This is a genomic window from Bradyrhizobium sp. BR 10289, assembly GCF_019455385.1.
In the GTDB taxonomy this organism is placed as follows: Bacteria; Pseudomonadota; Alphaproteobacteria; order Rhizobiales; family Xanthobacteraceae; genus Bradyrhizobium.
The window spans coordinates 261,287-278,042 of the sequence record NZ_JACOFR010000004.1; the positions used below are offsets into that span (position 1 = coordinate 261,287).

The window sequence follows — 16,756 nt, forward strand, 5'->3', positions numbered from 1 at the left end:
AGACGCCAGGCCGTTCAGGGCTTCTTCCGCAGCGCCTCGATCGCAAGTCGAACCATCTCGACCGGATTTCTGGCGCCGATCTTGCGGATGATGTTGGCCCGATAACTTTCGACTGTCCGCGGGCTCAGCTCGAGGCGAGCGGCTATATCCGCGGTCGATTGTCCCCCGATTAGCTCTGTAAGAACGTCCTGCTCGCGCATGGTCAGCGGGGGACATCCGGGGAAGTGAAAGATCGAACGCGTTGTCCCGTTATTCCGGGTGTGGACCGCAGCGCTGATGCGCGACGCGAGTTCGCTGCCGCGGAAAGGCTTCTCGATGAAATCGAAGGCACCCTGCTTGATCGCAGCGACCGCGGTCGCGATATCGCTTTGGCCCGAGATCATCACGATCGGTGCCTGACACGCCCTGCTCCGAAGCTCCCTCAGGACATCCAGTCCGGTGACGCCTGGCAGAACGAGATCGATGAGAATGCAGCTCGGAGTCTTCTCCAGGCAAGCGCCCACGAAGGCTAGCGGATCGCTGGAGCACTCGACATCAAACCCGGCCCGAGACAGGACGGATGATATAGTCTGACAAATTCCCGGCTCGTCATCGAGCACCAGGACCAGTCCGGGCGCGCTGGCGTGAGCGGCATCCGTAGAATTACGTCTCGCGCGATCCATATGCCTCGTGTCAAAGGACGATCAGCGCATCGCATGCGCGGCGGTCGTAGGGGGCCGTTGCGAAGCAGCCTAGTCGGAGAAGACAGCGCGCGCTCGGCCGGGCGGGCCCAATCGCTCGGCTGACAAGGAATAGGGAGGAGATCGATGGAGCTCGCATTCTCCACCGCGGCCGTGCATCCACGGGACCGCTTCGACTACTGGCAATTTGCCACCCGCGAGCGGGTCGCCGATCATGATTCGTGGACACCGTCGCGCGACAGCTTCGAGGCCGAGCTGTCGGTCGGCCGCGTGGGCTCGCTGGGTCTCGTGAGCTCGCGCAACTCTCCGCTCGAGGTGGCCTGCACGGCTCGGCATGCCGATCACGCGAACCCCAACGAGATCCTGGTTTTCTGTTCCCTTACGGGCCGGGTCCTGCTGGAGCAACGGGATCGGCGTGTGTCCATGGAGACTGGCTCCCTGCTTTGCGTCGATCCCCGGCGTGCCCACACCATGCACTTCCTAGATGAGCCATCCGTCCTGATCATCAAGGTTCCGCGCGCGGAACTGGAAGGACGCCTTGGCAGAAACCTCGACATCGCGGCCAGCCACATCACGCCATCCTGTCCTCAGGACCACCTGACCCTGTTGTTCGCGGCGAAACTGGGGATGCTGAGCGGCACAATCGAAAGCTCCAGCGCAGAGATGATCGCGACGCACGCGGTCGACCTGATTTCGCTGTCGCTTGGCAACGTCACCAATCGGACAGCGCATATTTCGCCCAACAAATCACAACTGATCTGGCGCATCCATCGCGCCATCGAAGCAAGACTGCACAGCGCCGGTCTTGATCCGGAGCGGATCGCCGAGGCTGTCGGAATCAGCGTTCGTCAAGCCAACAAGCTCCTCGCAGAACAGGGCAGCTCGCTCATGCGGTTGGTGCAGAGTAAACGGCTAGCTCGATGCCGGCAGGCGCTCGAAGATCCGAGCCTCGCCCACCGCTCCGTCAGCGAAATCGCGCTCGGCTGGGGCTTCTCAGACCTGACGCACTTCAGCCGCTGCTTCAAGCGAGCCTACGGGATGCTGCCCAGCGACCTTCGCCGACGCAGGGAGCGAGGCTGATGCGACGGCATGGGATGCGGCTACGGCTTGCTGAGCGAGGCATCGCCTGATGTCCACAAGCTGCTGCTCCAGCAGCATCAGTTCGTCGACGGCGGCCTTCAGCTCGCACTGAAGCGCGCGGAAACGGATGCGGTAGCCGTGCCGTTTGGAACCGTTCAACGAGGCGATGATCTCCTCCAAGTTTTCGAAGCAGTGTGCGTATGCCACCGCTTTTTGCCGGGTTTCTTCGCTCTGCGCGATGAGATCGGCCGCGATGCTACGATACTGGGCAAGAGATTCACTGAAGTGCAGGGTTGTCACGTTGAGCATCTTCGACCATGGATGCTTGAGCGAGAGGGATTGCGCCCGACGTTGATCGGGCGCGACCGAGTGCATGATCAGGCGGCGCGGACGGTTGAAAGGAACCGTTGCACCTGCGCCTTCAGCCTGTTGCTGTCCGCCGACAGCGATTGCGCGGAGGACAGCACCTGGCTCGAGGCTCCGCCCGTCTCGGTGGCGCCGCGCTGCACCTCGACGATGTTGGAGGAGACCTGCTGCGTACCCTGGGAGGCCTGCTGGACGTTGCGGGCAATTTCCTGAGTCGCCGCGCCCTGTTCCTCGACTGCGGCGGCAATCGTCGAGGATATCTCGGAAAGACGCTCGATCGTGCCGCTGATGCCCTTGATTGCACTGACCGACTCCTGGGTCGCGGCCTGGATGCCGGTGATCTGCTGGCCGATCTCGCCGGTTGCGCGCGCAGTCTGCTCGGCCAATGCCTTGACCTCGGAAGCGACCACGGCGAATCCTCGTCCGGCATCACCCGCACGCGCCGCCTCGATCGTCGCGTTCAGCGCCAGCAGGTTGGTCTGGCCGGCGATGGTGTTGATCAGCTCTACGACGTCTCCGATCCGCGTCGAGGCGCGCGCCAGTTCGCCGACCTGGTCCATGGTGCTCTTGGCCTGACCGACCGCTTCGCTGGCCATCCGCGCCGATTCCTGAACCTGCCGTCCGATCTCGTTCACCGACGTCGAAAGTTCTTCCGTTGCACTCGCGACCGACTGCACGTTGGCGGAGGCTTGCTCGGAAGCGGCGGCAACCGTCGTGGTGACTTCCTGGGCTCGGGTCGCAGAGCCGGTCAGCGTGTTGGCGGACGCTTCAAGCTCGGTCGAGGCAGAGGCCACCGCATCGACGATCTCGCCGACCGCGTGCTCGAACTCGTTGGCCAGCTTTTCCATCTCCTGCTTGCGGCGTCTTGCTTCGGCCTGCTCGCTCGCCTTCTGCTCGTCCTCCATCTGGCGGACGCGCAAGCCGTTTTCCTTGAACACGAGCAGCGCCTTCGCCATGTCTCCGATCTCGTCATTCCGCGCCGTATAGACGATGTCGGTCTCGAGCTTCCCGTCGGCAATCGTCCGCATCGTGCCGTTCAGCCGCTGCAGCGGCGTCGTCACGCGGACCAGGACGAAGAACGCGGCTATCACTCCGATAACGAGCGCGATTGCGGCGAGCGAGAACGTGACGATCTTGGCAAACGAATAGGTGCTTCGGGAATCGTTTACAGCCTGCGCTGCGCCTTTCTCGTTGAATTCGACATCCGCATCGATTGCAGCCTGAGCCTCGTTGAACGCGGCATTGGCCGGCCCATTGAACTCACTAACCGCTTTGGCTGGATCTGTCGCGGCGATCCTCAGGACACGTTCTTGCTCGACCTTGTACAGCTTCCACTTCTCCTGAAAAGCGCTCCAAAGTGCCTTCTCCTCGGCAGACACCATCGTCGGCTCATAGAGCTTGGCGGCCTTGTCGAGGTTCACGTGGAACTGGGCCAGCTGTGATTCCGCCGCGCGACGCTCGGACGGGTCCGCCGTCATGACGAGGCGAGCACCTACGACCCGAACACGGGTTGCCCAGAACTTGACGTCCCCCAGCGCCTTGGTAGCGGGCAGCCAGTTGGTGGCAAGGTCTTCAGCGTTTGCGTTGATCGCTGCGGCGCGGGATAGAGCCATCCAGGCTTGTCCCGTCAGCAAGACAATAAGCAGAGCGACAATTCCAAGAAGAGTGGCTTTGACAGTGAGGCGCATGTTTGCTCCGGCAAGCAAAAGGTTTAATAAAACACGCGGGCATCGTTGTTCGAGTTGGTTGACGAAAGCTAACCGGCGACCATCGTGTAAGTACGGGGCGAAGCTAACAAATGTTAGCCTGACAGCCATCAAACCGCTATTTCTGATTTTCCGAACCTGCTATCATGCTCCTGTTTTGCCCGACGGGTCCTCGCCGCCCGGCGTCCGGCGCAATCCCCGAGGAGCGCTGGCAAGCCATTGAATTGATTGACCCCGCCTACTGTGCATGGGGTTGTTTTCGAATTTTGTTGGAGACAGCCGCAAAAAAGAGGCCTCTCCAAGGGAGAGGCCTCCGCGTTGCGACCGGACTGAAATGGCCGCCGCCTACTCCCAATACCAGGTCGAGAAATCGTTCTCGTACTGCGGCACGTCCTTCCAGACGCCCTTCAGCTTCTTGGCCGTGATGGTGATCAGCTGGGGCTGGTAGAGGTAGGCGGAGACGGCGTCGGTGGCGAGCATGCGCTGGGCGTCGCCGAGGAGCTTCGCGCGGGCGGCTTCGTCCGGCGTCGAGACGATCTGCTTGTAAAGCGCGTTGTAGGCCTCGTTGTTGTAGCCGAGATAGTAGTCGGGCTCGGTGAGCTTGACGAGGTCGAACGGCTCGACATGGCTGACGATGGTGAGGTCGAAATTATGCGGACCGTTGCCGGCGAACACCTGCGACAGCCATTGCGCCCATTCGACGTTCTCGATCTTGGCGATGATGCCGACCTTGGCGAGCTGGGCTGCGACGATCTCGCCGCCCTGCCGCGCATAGGACGGCGGCGGCAGCTTCAGCGACAGCTCGAGCGGGGTGGTGACGCCGGCCTCGCTAAGCAGCTTCTTGGCCTTCTCCGGATCGTAAGGGTTGATGCCGGTGGTGTCGACATAGCCGAGTGAACCCGGCACGTAGAAGCTGCCGATCGGCGTGCCAAAGCCGTCGACGGCGCCGTCGATCATGGCCTTGCGGTCAATCGCGGCGATGATGGCGCGGCGGACGCGGACGTCGTCCAGCGGCTTCTTGCGGTGGTTGAATGCGACGATGGTTTTGGCCTTGGAGCCGCCGACCAGCACCGCAAAGCGCGGATCGGACCTGAACTGGGGCAAGGCGCGCGCCGCGGCGACGCGCGGGAATGCATCGACATCGCCCGACAGCAGCGCCGCCACCTGAGCGGCGGGATCGGAGATGAAGCGGATCGTCACCTTCGAGAGCTTGATCGCGCCGGCGTTGCGGTAGTCGGCCCACTTGTTCAGGGTGATCGAGGAGCCCTTGGCCCAGGCGCCCAGCTGATAGGGCCCGGTGCCGACCGGTTGCGTGACGTTGGTGGCCGCGCTCTTCGGCTCGACGATCGAGCCGCTCGCCTGCCCGAGCAGGAACGGCAGGTTGGGCTCGGAATTCTTCAGGGTGATCACGACCGTGTCGGCGTCCGGCGTGGCAACGGACTCGAAGCTCTGGAACAGGCTCTTGTCCTTATTGGTGCTGGTGGGCACCGCGTTGCGCTCGAACGAGAATTTGACGGCGGCGGAATCGAACGCTTCGCCGTTCTGGAATTTGACGCCCTTGCGCAGCTTGAAGGTGTAGGTCTTGAGGTCAGGCGAAGCGGTCCAGCTCTCCGCCAGCAGCGGCGACGTGCTGCCATCCTCGTTGATCTTGGTCAGAGTCTCGTAGATGTTGTAGAGCGTGACCTCGGCGATCGCGGCCGCGGCGGCATTGGTGGGATCGAGCCCCGGCGGCTCCAGCGCCATCGCCATGACGACGCTGTCCTTCTTGCTCTGCGCCAGAACCGGCAGCGGCGCTGCGGCGAGCGCGGCGGCCAATGCGATGATCGATAATTTCTTGAACATGCCCAACTCTCCGGCCCTCTGTCTTTCCAGATTACGCCTGTCCTGCTTCGGACACTAACCTTCCATGGCCGCCGGCGGCAACGCCATCACGGCTTCCGCCTTGTGGCAGGCGGCGAGGTGCCCCTCGCCCACCCTGCGTAGCTCAGGCAGCGCCTCCCGACAATGCTGGTCGGCCAGCGCGCAGCGCGCGATATAGGGACAGCCGGCGGACGTCGCCGACTGCGAGGCGATGGCCTGGGCTCCGCGCCGGCGCCGGCCACCTGCGCGTGCCCGCGGCACGGCATCCAGCAGCGCCCGCGTATAGGGATGGGCGCAACGCTCGAACAGATCCTCGGGCCGCCCCTGCTCGACGATCCGGCCGAGATACATCACCGCGACCTCGTCGCAGAGATAGTCGACGACGGCGAGGTCGTGGCTGATCAGGACGTAGCTGAGGCCGAACTGCTCCTGGAGGTCCTGCATCAGGTTCAGCACCTGCGCCTGCACGGAAACGTCGAGCGCGGAGACCGGCTCGTCGGCGACGATGAGCTTCGGCTGGGTGATCAGCGCGCGCGCGATGGCGATGCGCTGGCGCTGGCCGCCGGAGAATTCGTGCGGATATTTGTCCATATCGGCATCGCGCAAGCCGACCTGGCGCAGTACCGTCGCGACACGATCGCGGAATGTGGTGCGGTCGGCGCCGTCAAGCACGGTCAGAGGCTCGGCAACGATGCGCGCGATGGTCTGGCGCGGATCGAGCGACCCGTAAGGGTCCTGGAACACCATCTGGAAATCGCGGCGGGCACGGCGGAGTTCATCGCCGGAAATCTGATTGAGATCGCGGCCGAGCAGAGCGACCTGCCCCGAGGTCGGCCGCTCCAGCGCCATCACCACGCGCGCGAAGGTGGACTTGCCGGAGCCGGACTCGCCGACGATGCCGAGGCTCTTGCCGGCCTGAACCTGCACGCTGACACCATTGAGCGCGCGCACCTGGCCCGGTGGGCGGAACAGGCTCTCGCGCGGCAGCGTGTAACGCTGCTCGAGATCCTTGACGTCAAGAAGGGGCGCGGTGCTCATGCGGGCAGCGCTCGGACATTGGCGGCCATCGAGACATCGGTGCGCACGCAGCGCACGACGTGGCCGTGGCCGACCTCGACCATTGGCGGCAGCGCGGCGCGGCACTTGTCCAGGACCAGCGGACAGCGCTCGCCAAAGGCGCAGCCGGGCGGCAGATCGGCGAGCTCCGGCACGGTGCCCGCAATCGTCGTCAGCCGCGTCCCCTTGCGCGCGCCGAGCTTCGGGCGGGCGCGGAAGAGCCCTTGCGTGTACGGATGGCCCATGCGGCGGAACACCTCGTCGGTCGGCCCGCTCTCGACGACGGTGCCGCCATACATCACCATCATGCGCTGCACGTTCTCGGCGATGACGCCGAGATCGTGCGAGATCAGGATCATCGACATGCCTCGCTCCTCGACGAGATCGGCGATGAGGTCGAGGATCTGGCCCTGGATGGTGACGTCGAGCGCGGTGGTCGGCTCGTCCGCGATCAGAAGATCCGGCTCGCAGGCGAGCGCCATCGCGATGGTGATGCGCTGGCGCTGGCCGCCGGAGAACTGGTGCGGATAGGCATCGACGCGCCTGGCGGGGTCCGGCAGCCCGACGCGGTCGAGCAAGGCGATCGCTTCCCGGCGCGCCTGCGCCGCGGAATATTTCTTGTGACGCCGCAAGGGTTCTGCGACCTGATGACCGATCGTGTGCATCGGATTGAGCGCGGTCATCGGCTCCTGAAAAATCATGCTGATGCGGTTGCCGCGCAGGCGGCAATAGTCCGCATCAGGCAGGCCGGCGAGCTCGCTGCCATCGAGCTTGACGCTGCCGGTGACGACGGCGCTGTCCGGCAACAGGCCCATCAGCGACATCGCGGTGACCGACTTGCCGCAGCCGGACTCGCCGACGAGGCCGAGGGTCTCTCCGCGCCTGAGCGCGAAACTGACGCCACGCACGGCCTGCGCCGGCCCGCGGCTGGTGTTGAGGCGGACGCCAAGATTGCTGACGTCGATCAGCGGAGTGACTTTGGGATCAGCCATCGTCATCGCTCCCGCGCCAGCCGGGGATCGAGCAGATCGCGAAGACCGTCGCCGAGCAGATTGAGGCCGAGCACGGCGACCGCGATTGCCGCCCCCGGATAGACCGCGAGCATCGGCGACTGGAACAGCAGCGTCTGCGCATCGTTCAGCATGCGGCCCCAGGACGGCTGCGGCGGCTGTGTGCCGAGGCCGAGATAGGACAGCGCGGCTTCCGCGAGGATCGCGAGGGCGAACTGGATCGTCACCTGCACGATCAGGATCGACAGGATGTTCGGCAAGACGTGCTCAATGGTGATGCGGAATTTGCCCTTGCCCGCGGCGCGGGCGGCCAGCACGAATTCGCGCGCCCAGATCGCATTGGCCGAGCCGCGCGTCAGGCGAGTCAGCGTCGGGATCTGGAAGATGCCGATCGCGATGATCGAGGTCACCATGCCCGGCCCGACGACGGCCGCCAGCATGATCGCCGAGAGCACCGCCGGAAAGGCGAAGGTGAAGTCGGAGAAGCGCATGATGATCTCTTCGGTCCAGCCGCGTTTGGCCGAGGCGATCAGGCCGAGACAGACGCCGCAGGTGAGACCGATGCTGACCGCGATGATGCCGACAAGGATGGTGGAACGGGCGCCGGCGAGCAGCAGCGAGACGGTGTCGCGACCGAACGCATCGGTGCCGAGCCAGTGCTCCGCCGAGGGCGACCGGAGCTTTGAGGCGATGTCGATCTCGTAGGGCGAATACGGCGTCCAGACCAGCGACAACAGCGCCGAGGCGAGAACAAGCAGGCTCAACGAGCCGCCCAAGACAAAACTGCGATGGCGCAGCGCGCGGCCCCAGAAGGTCTTTGCCGGCAGGCGTCGCGTTGCGGCAGGTGCATCAATCGAATGGGTCGAGGGCGCGCTCACAGGTCATGCACCTTGATGCGGGGGTCGATATAGGCGTAGAGCACGTCGACGATGAAATTGACGATAACGACCATGGCCGCGAGCAGCATCACGCAATTGCGCACCACGATCAGGTCGCGGTTGGCGATCGACTGGAAGATCAGGCGGCCGAGGCCCGGCAGGTAGAACACGTTCTCGATCACGATGGTGCCAGCGAGCAGGTTGGCGAATTGCAGGCCCATCACCGTCATTACGGGGATCATGGCGTTGCGCAGCACATGGCTCCACAGCACCTCGCGCTTGCCGAGCCCTTTCGCGCGGGCGGTGCGGACGAAGTCTTCCCGCAGCACTTCGAGCACCGCCGATCGGGTGACGCGGGCGAGGATCGCGGCCTGCACCACCGCCAGCGAGATCGACGGCAGCAGCAGCGATTTGACTCCCGACCAGATGCCATCCTCCCAGCCGGCGAAGCCGCCGGCCGAGAGCCATTGCAGCCGCACCGCAAACAGGAGGACGAGCAGGATCGCGAACCAGAAGTTCGGCAGCGCGATGCCGATTTGCGTCAGCGACATCACGCCGACATCGCCGAGCTTGTTGTGATTGGCGGCGGTGTAGATGCCGGCCGAGAGCGCCAGCGTCACCGTGATCAGCATCGACATGATCGCGAGCGGAATGGTCAGCACCAGCCGCTCCGCGATCAGGCTGGCGACCGGCGTGCCGTAGACGTAGGAGTTGCCGAGATCCCCGACCAGAAGGCCCTTGATCCATTGCAGATAGCGAACCGCCAGCGGCTGGTCGAGCCCGAGCTTGACCGTGAGGGCGCGGACCGCGTCGGCCGACGCATCGGCGCCCATCAGCATCTGCGCGGCATTGCCCGGCAGCGCGTCCAGCACCAGGAAAATGATCAGCGATGCGCCGATCAGCGTCGCCAGCAGGGTCACCAGACGTCGGAGGAGAAATACGCTCATGCGCGCTCGGGGTCAGGGCTCATCGGCCGCACGAACACCATGTCCGGACAGCCGACGCAAGGGCTTTGCGAGAGCACAGGCGCTCCATCACCGTCACCCCCGCGCAACGGCGAAGCCGTTGTCGCTGGAGGTGGCCGCTTCTTCAGCGGCCCTCGAAGGGCGACGGCCCGGCTGCCAGCTCGGCCGTTCATCCTTCGAGGCTCCCGGCACGATGCTTTGCATCGCGCCACTCGCACCTCAGGATGACGGGACCGGCAGCGGAATGGCCCATAGACCGCCATCAGCTTGGCCAGCGGGAGAGATGGTCGCTCGCGGCCTCGAACAGCGCGCTGACACGGAGCAAGTCGGCGTCGCTTCGGAAGCGGCCGACCAGCTGGAGGCCGATCGGCAGGCCATCGCGGCTGAAGCCTGCGGGAAGGCTGATGGCGGGATGGCCGGTCATGTTGAACGGCATGGTCCAGGGAAACCAGTGCGGCCGGACGCTGTCGAAATGCTTGCCGTCGATCTCGATGGTGCCGAACAGGTCCTGCTTGATCGGCAGTGCGGTGCGCGTCAGGGTCGGCATCGCCAGGACGTCGCCACGCGCAAGCAGGGATTGCACGCGGCGGAACAGCGCGGTGCGCGCGAACATCGCCTCCTGATAATCGACGCCGCTGACTTTGGTCGCGAGCGCGATCTGCCTAAGGAAGGCTTCGCTCAGTTCGTCTCCATGCTCGACCGCGAGCTTGGCAAAGCGCGTGCGCCAGACGGTGTGGTTGATGGCGCGCCACATCGGCTCGATGTCAAAGCCTTCGCCCGAAAACTCCTCGAGCTCGGCGCCGAGGCCCGCGAGCCGGTCAAGGCTCGCCTTGAAGCAGGCTTCGACTTCGGCGGAGACCGGACGGCCCGGCGGCGTCAGGCAGTACAGGATGCGTCGCCCGCGCAGATCGCCGAGCGGGTTGGCGGTGCCGATGAAATCGGGCACGGGCACGCCGATCGACCAGGGATCGACGGGATCCTCGCCGGCCATGGCTTGCATCATCAGCGCGGTGTCGGCGACGGTGCGCGTCATCGGCGTGACATAGGTCTGGTTGCCGAACACATCCTGCGCCTGGCTGTGCGGGATGACTCCGTTGCTCTGCTTCAGGCCGACCACGCCGTTGCAGGCGGCGGGAATGCGCGTCGAGCCGCCGCCGTCGGTTGCGATCGCCAGCGGCGCGATGCCGCTTGCCACTGCCACCGCCGCGCCGCCGCTGGAGCCGCCGGAGGAGCGGCAGGCGTCCCACGCATTGCGGGTGCGTCCGAACAGCGGCGAATCGGTCAGGCACTTGCTGCCGAATTCCGGCGTCGTCGTCTTGCCGATCAGGATCGCACCTGCACTGCGCAGCCGCGCGACCGCGACGGCGTCCTCGGTCGGGACGTTGTCCTTGTAGGGAACGGCGCCGAAGGTGGTTGTCACGCCCTTGGTGTTGACGATGTCCTTGACGGTGACGGGGATGCCGTGGAGCAGACCGAGCGGCTCGCCGGCCATCACCTTGCGCTCGGCGGCGCGCGCGGCGGCAAGCGCCTCATCGCCGCAGATGGTGATGAAGCAGTTGAGCTCGCTCTGGAGCGCCTCGGCGCGGGCGAGCACGGCGCGGGTGAGCTCGACGGGCGAAATCCTCCTTGCGGCGATGAGGCCGCGCAGCTCGGTCGCGGACAGGAGACAGGGATCACCGTTCATCGTCACATCGCTCCGAAACGGGCCGTCGTTGGCCCGAAGACATTGACAGCGAGAATGACAGTTTTGTTAACTCGCCGTCCAATACGTTTTTGGTCGCCAACCCATACATTTTCGGTATGCCAATGGATCTTCGCCGGCTCCGCTATTTCGTCGCCGTCGCCGAGGCGCGCAGCATCGGCAAGGCCGCCGAGCGATTGCGGATGGCACAGCCGCCCCTCTCGGTGCAGATCCGCAAGCTCGAGGCCGAGATCGGCGCGCCGCTGTTCCGGCGCGGCACCCGCGGCATGGATCTGACCGAAGCCGGCCAGGCGCTGCTGGCGCGCGCCAGCGAAGCACTGGCGCTGGCCGCCGACGGCGCCGAAGCAGCGCGCGCCGTCGCGGCGGGAAAGCGCGGGCGGCTGTCGGTCGGCTACATGTTCGTGCTGGCCAATGCGATGCTGCCGCGGCTGATCCCCGAGCTGCGCCGATCCATTCCCGGCGTCGATCTCGATTTCGCCGAGCTCAGCGCCTCGACGCGTGAGGCGCGGCTGCTCGACCGCAGCGTCACGGTGGCGCTATGCATGCCGGCGATCAACCATCCCGAGATCCAGGTGGCACGGATCGGCACGCAGCCCTTCATGCTGGTCGTCCCAAGCCGCTCGCCGCTGGCGCGCCTGAGCAAGGTGCCGATGGCTCGTCTCCAGGGCCGTCCGCTGATCGCGCTCCCACCGCCGGAGCGAGACCCCGCCTCCTCCGCGGTCTCGGCGCTGCTGCGGCGGCATCAGGTCGTAATGCCGATCGCGGGTCGGGTGGAGACGGTGCATTCGGCGATGAGCCTGGTTCTCGCCGGCGAGGGTTTTGCGATCCTGCCCGCCTGCGCCCAGCTCGGCGCGCCGCGCGGCATCGTGTTCAGGCCGCTGCGCGATGCGAGCGATTCCATCGACATCGCGGTGTGCTGGCGGCGGGATTCGCAGAGTCCGCTGATCAAGACTTTTCTCAAATGCGCCGAGAAGGCCGTCGCGCGGCTGTGAGGCCCGCTACAAGCTCCATGTGATCTCGTGGCTCCAGGGCGGATCGGCGCCCGGGCGGGTGCAGGTGAGGCCGGCGCAATTGGCGGCGAAGGTGAGCGCGCGACGCAGTTCGTCGGTGCCGATGTCCTTCAGCCTGTCGCGCGCGAGACGGCCCAGCTTGTGCAGGGCGAACAGCAGCGCGGCCTGAAAGCTGTCGCCTGCGCCGATGGTGTCGGCGACCGCGATGCTCGGGGCCTGCACCTCGATCTGCCCTGCCCCCGCGTGCCAGGCGATCGCGCCGTTGTTGCCGCGGGTAATGACGACAATGCTGGTGCCCTGCGCCAGCAACGCGCTCGCGCGCTGCTGATAAGGTTCCTCGCCGAAGAGATAGGCAAAATCGACGTCGGACATCTTGATGAGATCGGCGCTCGCGGCGAACCCGGCCATGCGCGAGAGATAAGCGGGTTTGTGTTTGACGAGGTTGGGCCGGCAGTTCGGATCGAAGGAGATGGTCGAGGACGCCCGCGCATCCGCAATCAGCGCCGTGGTCTCGGCGGCGCCCTGGTCATTGACCAGCGTGGTCGAACCGACATGGACCGCTTCGACCGTGTTGAAGGGAATCGTCCCGCGCCGGTAGGTCCAGCTCCGCGTCGCGGTCTCGGCATCATAAAAGGCATAGTGCGATTCACCCGCGACGATGCGGACGAAGGCGAGCGTGGTCTGGTGATCGCTGCGGGTGGCGAGATCGAGCGCGACATTCGAGGCCGCGGCGTGATCGGCGATCATGCGTCCGAACAGGTCGTTCGAGATCCCGCCGACAAAGCCCGAGGGCGCACCGAGCCGTGCGATTCCGATCGCGACGTTGAGGCAGGAGCCGCCGACGGCGGGCATCACCGCCTCGCGCCCATCCGCGGTTCGCGTCGGGACGAAATCGATCAGCGCATCGCCGCTGGCAATCAGCATCCGTTTTCAACCCTTGGGACCATCGCGCATCGCGACACGGCTGCCGCGATCGACCTCGCGCAGCAGCTTGTAGACATCGCGCTTGCGCTTGTGAAACGCGGCCATGTCGGGCGCGGTCGGCTCGCTCTTGCGGCCCAGTGCCGACATCTTTGCCATGGTCTCGCCGATCGAGCCATAGGCGCCGCCGGCGACCGCCCCGAGCATGGCGGCGCCGAGCAACACCGGCTCCCTGGTCTGCGGCAGCGCGACCGTGAGGCCGGTGGTGTCGGCCATGATCTGCCGCACCAGCGGACTGCGGCTGGCGCCACCGCCCATGATCATGATGCCGGCGCGGACGCCATGCGCGGCAAAGGCCTCGATCACCTCGGCAAGGCCGTAGGCGAGCCCGCAGAGGCCGGCGACGAACAGGCGTTCCATGGATGCGGTATCGGTGTCGAGATCGAGACCGGCGATCACGGCGCGCGTATCAGGGTCGGCATAGGGCGAGCGGTTGCCGATGAATTCGGGCAGCACGTGGACGTCACGCGCGAGCAGCGCGGCGCGGCTGGCATCGCCGGCGCGAGTGATGATGCGGCGTTCGAGGAACTCGATGAGATCGACACCCTGGCTCTTCGCCGCCGCACTCGCCTGGCTGTAGCCGGGATGCGACTTGAGGAGATGGTCGATCGCCGCGCCCGCGGCCGACTGGCCGCCTTCGTTGAGCCAGAACTCCGGCACCATGCCGGAATAATAAGGGCCCCACACGCCGGGCACGAAGCACGGCTCCCTGGTCGTCGCCATGATGCAGGCCGACGTTCCCATGATGTAGGCGAGACGATCGCTGACGTCGGCTGAACCACCCGCTCCATCGCGGCCGCCGATCGCGCCAATGCCGCCGGCATGCGCGTCGATCAGCGAGGCGCCCACCGGCGTGCCGGGCGACAGGCCAAGCTCGGCGGCGGCCATGCGGGCGAGACCTTCGCCGAGCCGCGTGCCGGGCGCGACGATCTCGGTGCCGATGCGGGCGTAGCTTTCGTTGACGAAATCCGACAGGCCGATACGCTTGAAGAACGGCGCACTCCAGCCGCCGCCGTCATGGGCGAGATAGTTCCATTTGCAGGTGACCGTGCAGGTCGATCGCTGCAGCGAGCCGGTGGCGCGCCAGGTCAGATAGTCTGCCAGATCGAAAAAATGACCGGCCGCATCGAAGCTCGCACGCAGATGGCGCTTCAGCCACAGCAGTTTCGGCATCTCCATCTCGGGCGAGATCGAGCCGCCGACATAGCGCAGCACGGCATCCTCGGTCTCGTTGATCAGCCGCGCCTCGGCGATGGCGCGGTGGTCCATCCAGACGATGACGTTGCGCTGCTTATCGCCGGAAGCACTGACGGTGAGCGGCTCGCCTTGCTTGTCGAGCACGACCAGGGAACAGGTCGCGTCAAAACCGATGCCGCCGACGCTGTCGGGCGCGATCGCGGCCTGCGCCATGGCGGCCCGCACCGATGTGACGCAGGCGTTCCAGATGTCGTCCGACGACTGCTCGACGATATCGCCGGCCTCGTGCCAGATTTGAATCGGATGTCTGGCGGTCGCGAGCAAGGTGCCCGTCTCGTCAAACACCCCTGCCCGCGTGCTCGTGGTCCCCACATCGACGCCGATATACGCTCGCGGCATTGTCGCTCCCGGAAGCTCTCGTCAGTTTTGACGGCAAGCCTACCAGCAAGTGTAGCCGCCATCCACCAGCACGATGCTGCCGGTCATCAGGCTCGCGGCGTCCGAGGCGAGGAACAGGACGACCGAGGCGATCTCCTCGACCTGCCCCATCCGCGCCATCGGGGTTCCACCGATCCAGGCGTCGTACATCTTGGGATTACTCTTCACGAAAGCGTTGAGCGGTGTCTCGATATAGGTCGGCGCCACCGCGTTGACGCGGATGCCGCGCGCACCCCATTCGGCGGCCAGCGACTTGGTGAGGTGATGCACGCCGGCCTTCGAGGCATTGTAGAAGCACTGCTCCTGCGGCTTGTTGACGATGAAGCCGGACATCGAGCCGACATTGACGATGGCGCCGCTTTTGGCCTTGAGCATGTGCTTGCCGAATTCGCGGCAGCACCAGAAGGTTCCGTTGAGGTTGACGTCGATGACGTTGAGCCAGTGCTCGTCGGTGACGGTCTCCGCCGGCGTCTCGCTGCGGGCGATGCCGGCATTGTTGACGAGGATGTCGACCTTGCCGTGGCGGGTGACGAGGTCGCTCGCGACCTCCGCCACGCGCTTGGTGTCGGTGACGTCCATGACCGCGGTCTCGATGTCGTAGCCCTTGGCTTTCAGCTCGCCCTTGGCGCTGCCCGCGACCTTGCTGTCGCGGTCGCCGATGATGACTTTTGCGCCGGCTTCGGCCAGTGCCTCGGCGCAGCCAAGGCCGATGCCCTGCCCGCCGCCGGTGATGAACGCGGTCTTGCCGTTCAGCTTGAATTTTTCCAGGTACATGGTCGTATTCCCGTTGTCTTGAAGCTTTTCTTGCCGTTTCTTGTTAGTTCCGAAGCGCGTTGCCGTTTCCGTCGAAGCGGTGGATCCGCGCGGGGTCCGGCAACAGCGACACGCGGTCGCCGGCATGCAGGCTGAGCTCGCCGATGTAGCGCGCGGTCAGCATCCCGAGCGGCCCGGCATCGACATAAAGGAAGGTGTCGCTGCCGAGATGCTCGGCGACCGCGATCGTGCCCTGCCAGCCAGCGGTGCCGTCGCGCTCGATCTTGAGATGCTCCGGCCGGACGCCGATCGTGGCCGCACCATGCTGCAAGGCGGGCTCGCCGGAGACGAAGTTCATCTTGGGCGAGCCGATGAAGCCGGCGACGAAGAGATTATTCGGCCGTTCGTAGAGCTCCAGCGGCGAGCCGTATTGCTCGATCTTGCCAGCATTGAGCACGACGATCTTGTCGGCCATGGTCATGGCCTCGACCTGATCATGGGTGACATAGATCGCGGTGGTGCCGAGCTGTTTTTGCAGCCGCGTCACCTCGATGCGCATCTGCACGCGCAGCGCGGCGTCGAGATTGGACAGCGGCTCGTCGAACAGAAACCCCTTGGGCTCACGCACGATGGCGCGGCCGATCGCGACGCGCTGGCGCTGGCCGCCCGAGAGCTCGCGCGGCTTGCGGTCGAGATACGGCGTGAGATTCAGCGTCGCGGCGGCCGCCTCGACCTTACGGGCGATTTCGTCCTTGGGAAGCCCCGCCATCTTCAGGCCGAAGCCGATATTGCCGCGCACGCTCATATGCGGATAGAGCGCGTAGGACTGGAACACCATCGACAAGCCGCGCTTCGCCGGCGGGGTGTCCACGACGTTCTTGCCGTCGATCAAGATGCTGCCGCCGGTGACGTCCTCGAGGCCCGCGATCAGCCGCAGCAACGTCGTCTTGCCGCAGCCGGAGGGACCGACGAACACCACGAAGGAGCCGTCGGTGATGTCTAGATCGGCGCCCTTGATGATGTGCACGGGGCCGAAGGATTTCTGTACGCCCTGCAGTGTGATCTGACCCATGG

The 16,756-nt window shown here is 65.4% G+C and carries 15 protein-coding genes; 2 read left to right on the top strand and 13 right to left on the bottom strand.

Annotated elements, in window-relative coordinates; all coding sequences use genetic code 11:
• Nucleotides 1–14: 14 nt before the first annotated feature.
• Nucleotides 15–599 carry a response regulator transcription factor gene (locus HYH08_RS10115; RefSeq protein WP_220009625.1) on the bottom strand — a complete coding sequence of 195 codons (585 nt, stop codon included), beginning with the start codon at nt 597–599 and terminating at the stop codon, nt 15–17.
• 207 nt (nt 600–806) lie between these two features.
• Between HYH08_RS10115 and HYH08_RS10120 the strand changes: the two genes are divergently transcribed.
• Nucleotides 807–1,760 (top strand): helix-turn-helix domain-containing protein, encoded by a 954-nt coding sequence (locus tag HYH08_RS10120; RefSeq protein WP_220009626.1) that lies wholly within the window; start codon nt 807–809, stop codon nt 1,758–1,760.
• Here HYH08_RS10120 and HYH08_RS10125 read toward each other — a convergent pair.
• The 8 genes from HYH08_RS10125 to HYH08_RS10160 all read right to left on the bottom strand — a co-directional run bounded on the left by HYH08_RS10125 (nt 1,674) and on the right by HYH08_RS10160 (nt 11,285).
• Nucleotides 1,674–2,135 carry a hypothetical protein gene (locus HYH08_RS10125; protein ID WP_220009627.1) on the bottom strand — a complete coding sequence of 154 codons (462 nt, stop codon included), beginning with the start codon at nt 2,133–2,135 and terminating at the stop codon, nt 1,674–1,676. The two genes, HYH08_RS10120 and HYH08_RS10125, sit on opposite strands and share 87 nt — an antisense overlap.
• Nucleotides 2,136–2,137: 2 nt before the next feature.
• On the bottom strand, nt 2,138–3,814 hold the full coding sequence (locus HYH08_RS10130; RefSeq protein WP_220009813.1) for a methyl-accepting chemotaxis protein: 1,677 nt from the start codon (nt 3,812–3,814) through the stop codon (nt 2,138–2,140).
• Between the two features lie 363 nt (nt 3,815–4,177).
• Nucleotides 4,178–5,674, bottom strand: coding sequence for an ABC transporter substrate-binding protein (locus HYH08_RS10135; RefSeq protein WP_220009628.1), 1,497 nt, complete (start codon nt 5,672–5,674; stop codon nt 4,178–4,180).
• 54 nt (nt 5,675–5,728) lie between these two features.
• Nucleotides 5,729–6,730, bottom strand: coding sequence for an ABC transporter ATP-binding protein (locus tag HYH08_RS10140; RefSeq protein ID WP_220009629.1), 1,002 nt, complete (start codon nt 6,728–6,730; stop codon nt 5,729–5,731).
• The gene (locus HYH08_RS10145; RefSeq protein WP_220009630.1) at nt 6,727–7,740 is read right to left on the bottom strand and encodes an ABC transporter ATP-binding protein; all 1,014 of its coding nucleotides are present in this window, start codon (nt 7,738–7,740) and stop codon (nt 6,727–6,729) included. Before HYH08_RS10145 ends, HYH08_RS10140 begins: the two co-directional genes overlap by 4 nt.
• A 2-nt stretch (nt 7,741–7,742) precedes the next feature.
• On the bottom strand, nt 7,743–8,636 hold the full coding sequence (locus HYH08_RS10150) for an ABC transporter permease (RefSeq protein ID WP_220009631.1): 894 nt from the start codon (nt 8,634–8,636) through the stop codon (nt 7,743–7,745).
• Nucleotides 8,633–9,583 (bottom strand): ABC transporter permease, encoded by a 951-nt coding sequence (locus HYH08_RS10155; protein WP_220009632.1) that lies wholly within the window; start codon nt 9,581–9,583, stop codon nt 8,633–8,635. The genes HYH08_RS10150 and HYH08_RS10155 overlap by 4 nt, the downstream gene beginning before the upstream one ends.
• A gap of 280 nt (nt 9,584–9,863) precedes the next feature.
• Entirely contained in the window at nt 9,864–11,285 is a 1,422-nt protein-coding gene (locus HYH08_RS10160; RefSeq protein ID WP_220009633.1) for an amidase, read from the bottom strand.
• A gap of 122 nt (nt 11,286–11,407) precedes the next feature.
• On the opposite strand from HYH08_RS10160, the gene HYH08_RS10165 reads away from it, so the two are divergent.
• A complete protein-coding gene (locus HYH08_RS10165) occupies nt 11,408–12,295 on the top strand; it encodes a LysR family transcriptional regulator (RefSeq protein ID WP_220009634.1) in 888 nt (295 codons plus the stop codon).
• A gap of 6 nt (nt 12,296–12,301) precedes the next feature.
• Here HYH08_RS10165 and HYH08_RS10170 read toward each other — a convergent pair whose 3' ends face one another.
• From HYH08_RS10170 to HYH08_RS10185, 4 genes are read right to left on the bottom strand one after another with little or no spacing between them, the layout of a single operon-like run.
• Entirely contained in the window at nt 12,302–13,237 is a 936-nt protein-coding gene (locus HYH08_RS10170) for a carbohydrate kinase family protein (RefSeq protein ID WP_220009635.1), read from the bottom strand.
• 6 nt (nt 13,238–13,243) lie between these two features.
• On the bottom strand, nt 13,244–14,890 hold the full coding sequence (locus tag HYH08_RS10175; protein ID WP_220009636.1) for an FGGY-family carbohydrate kinase: 1,647 nt from the start codon (nt 14,888–14,890) through the stop codon (nt 13,244–13,246).
• Between the two features lie 39 nt (nt 14,891–14,929).
• Nucleotides 14,930–15,703, bottom strand: coding sequence for an SDR family NAD(P)-dependent oxidoreductase (locus HYH08_RS10180; RefSeq protein WP_220009637.1), 774 nt, complete (start codon nt 15,701–15,703; stop codon nt 14,930–14,932).
• A 43-nt stretch (nt 15,704–15,746) separates the two neighbouring features.
• Nucleotides 15,747–16,754, bottom strand: coding sequence for an ABC transporter ATP-binding protein (locus HYH08_RS10185; protein WP_220009638.1), 1,008 nt, complete (start codon nt 16,752–16,754; stop codon nt 15,747–15,749).
• Nucleotides 16,755–16,756: the final 2 nt, after the last annotated feature.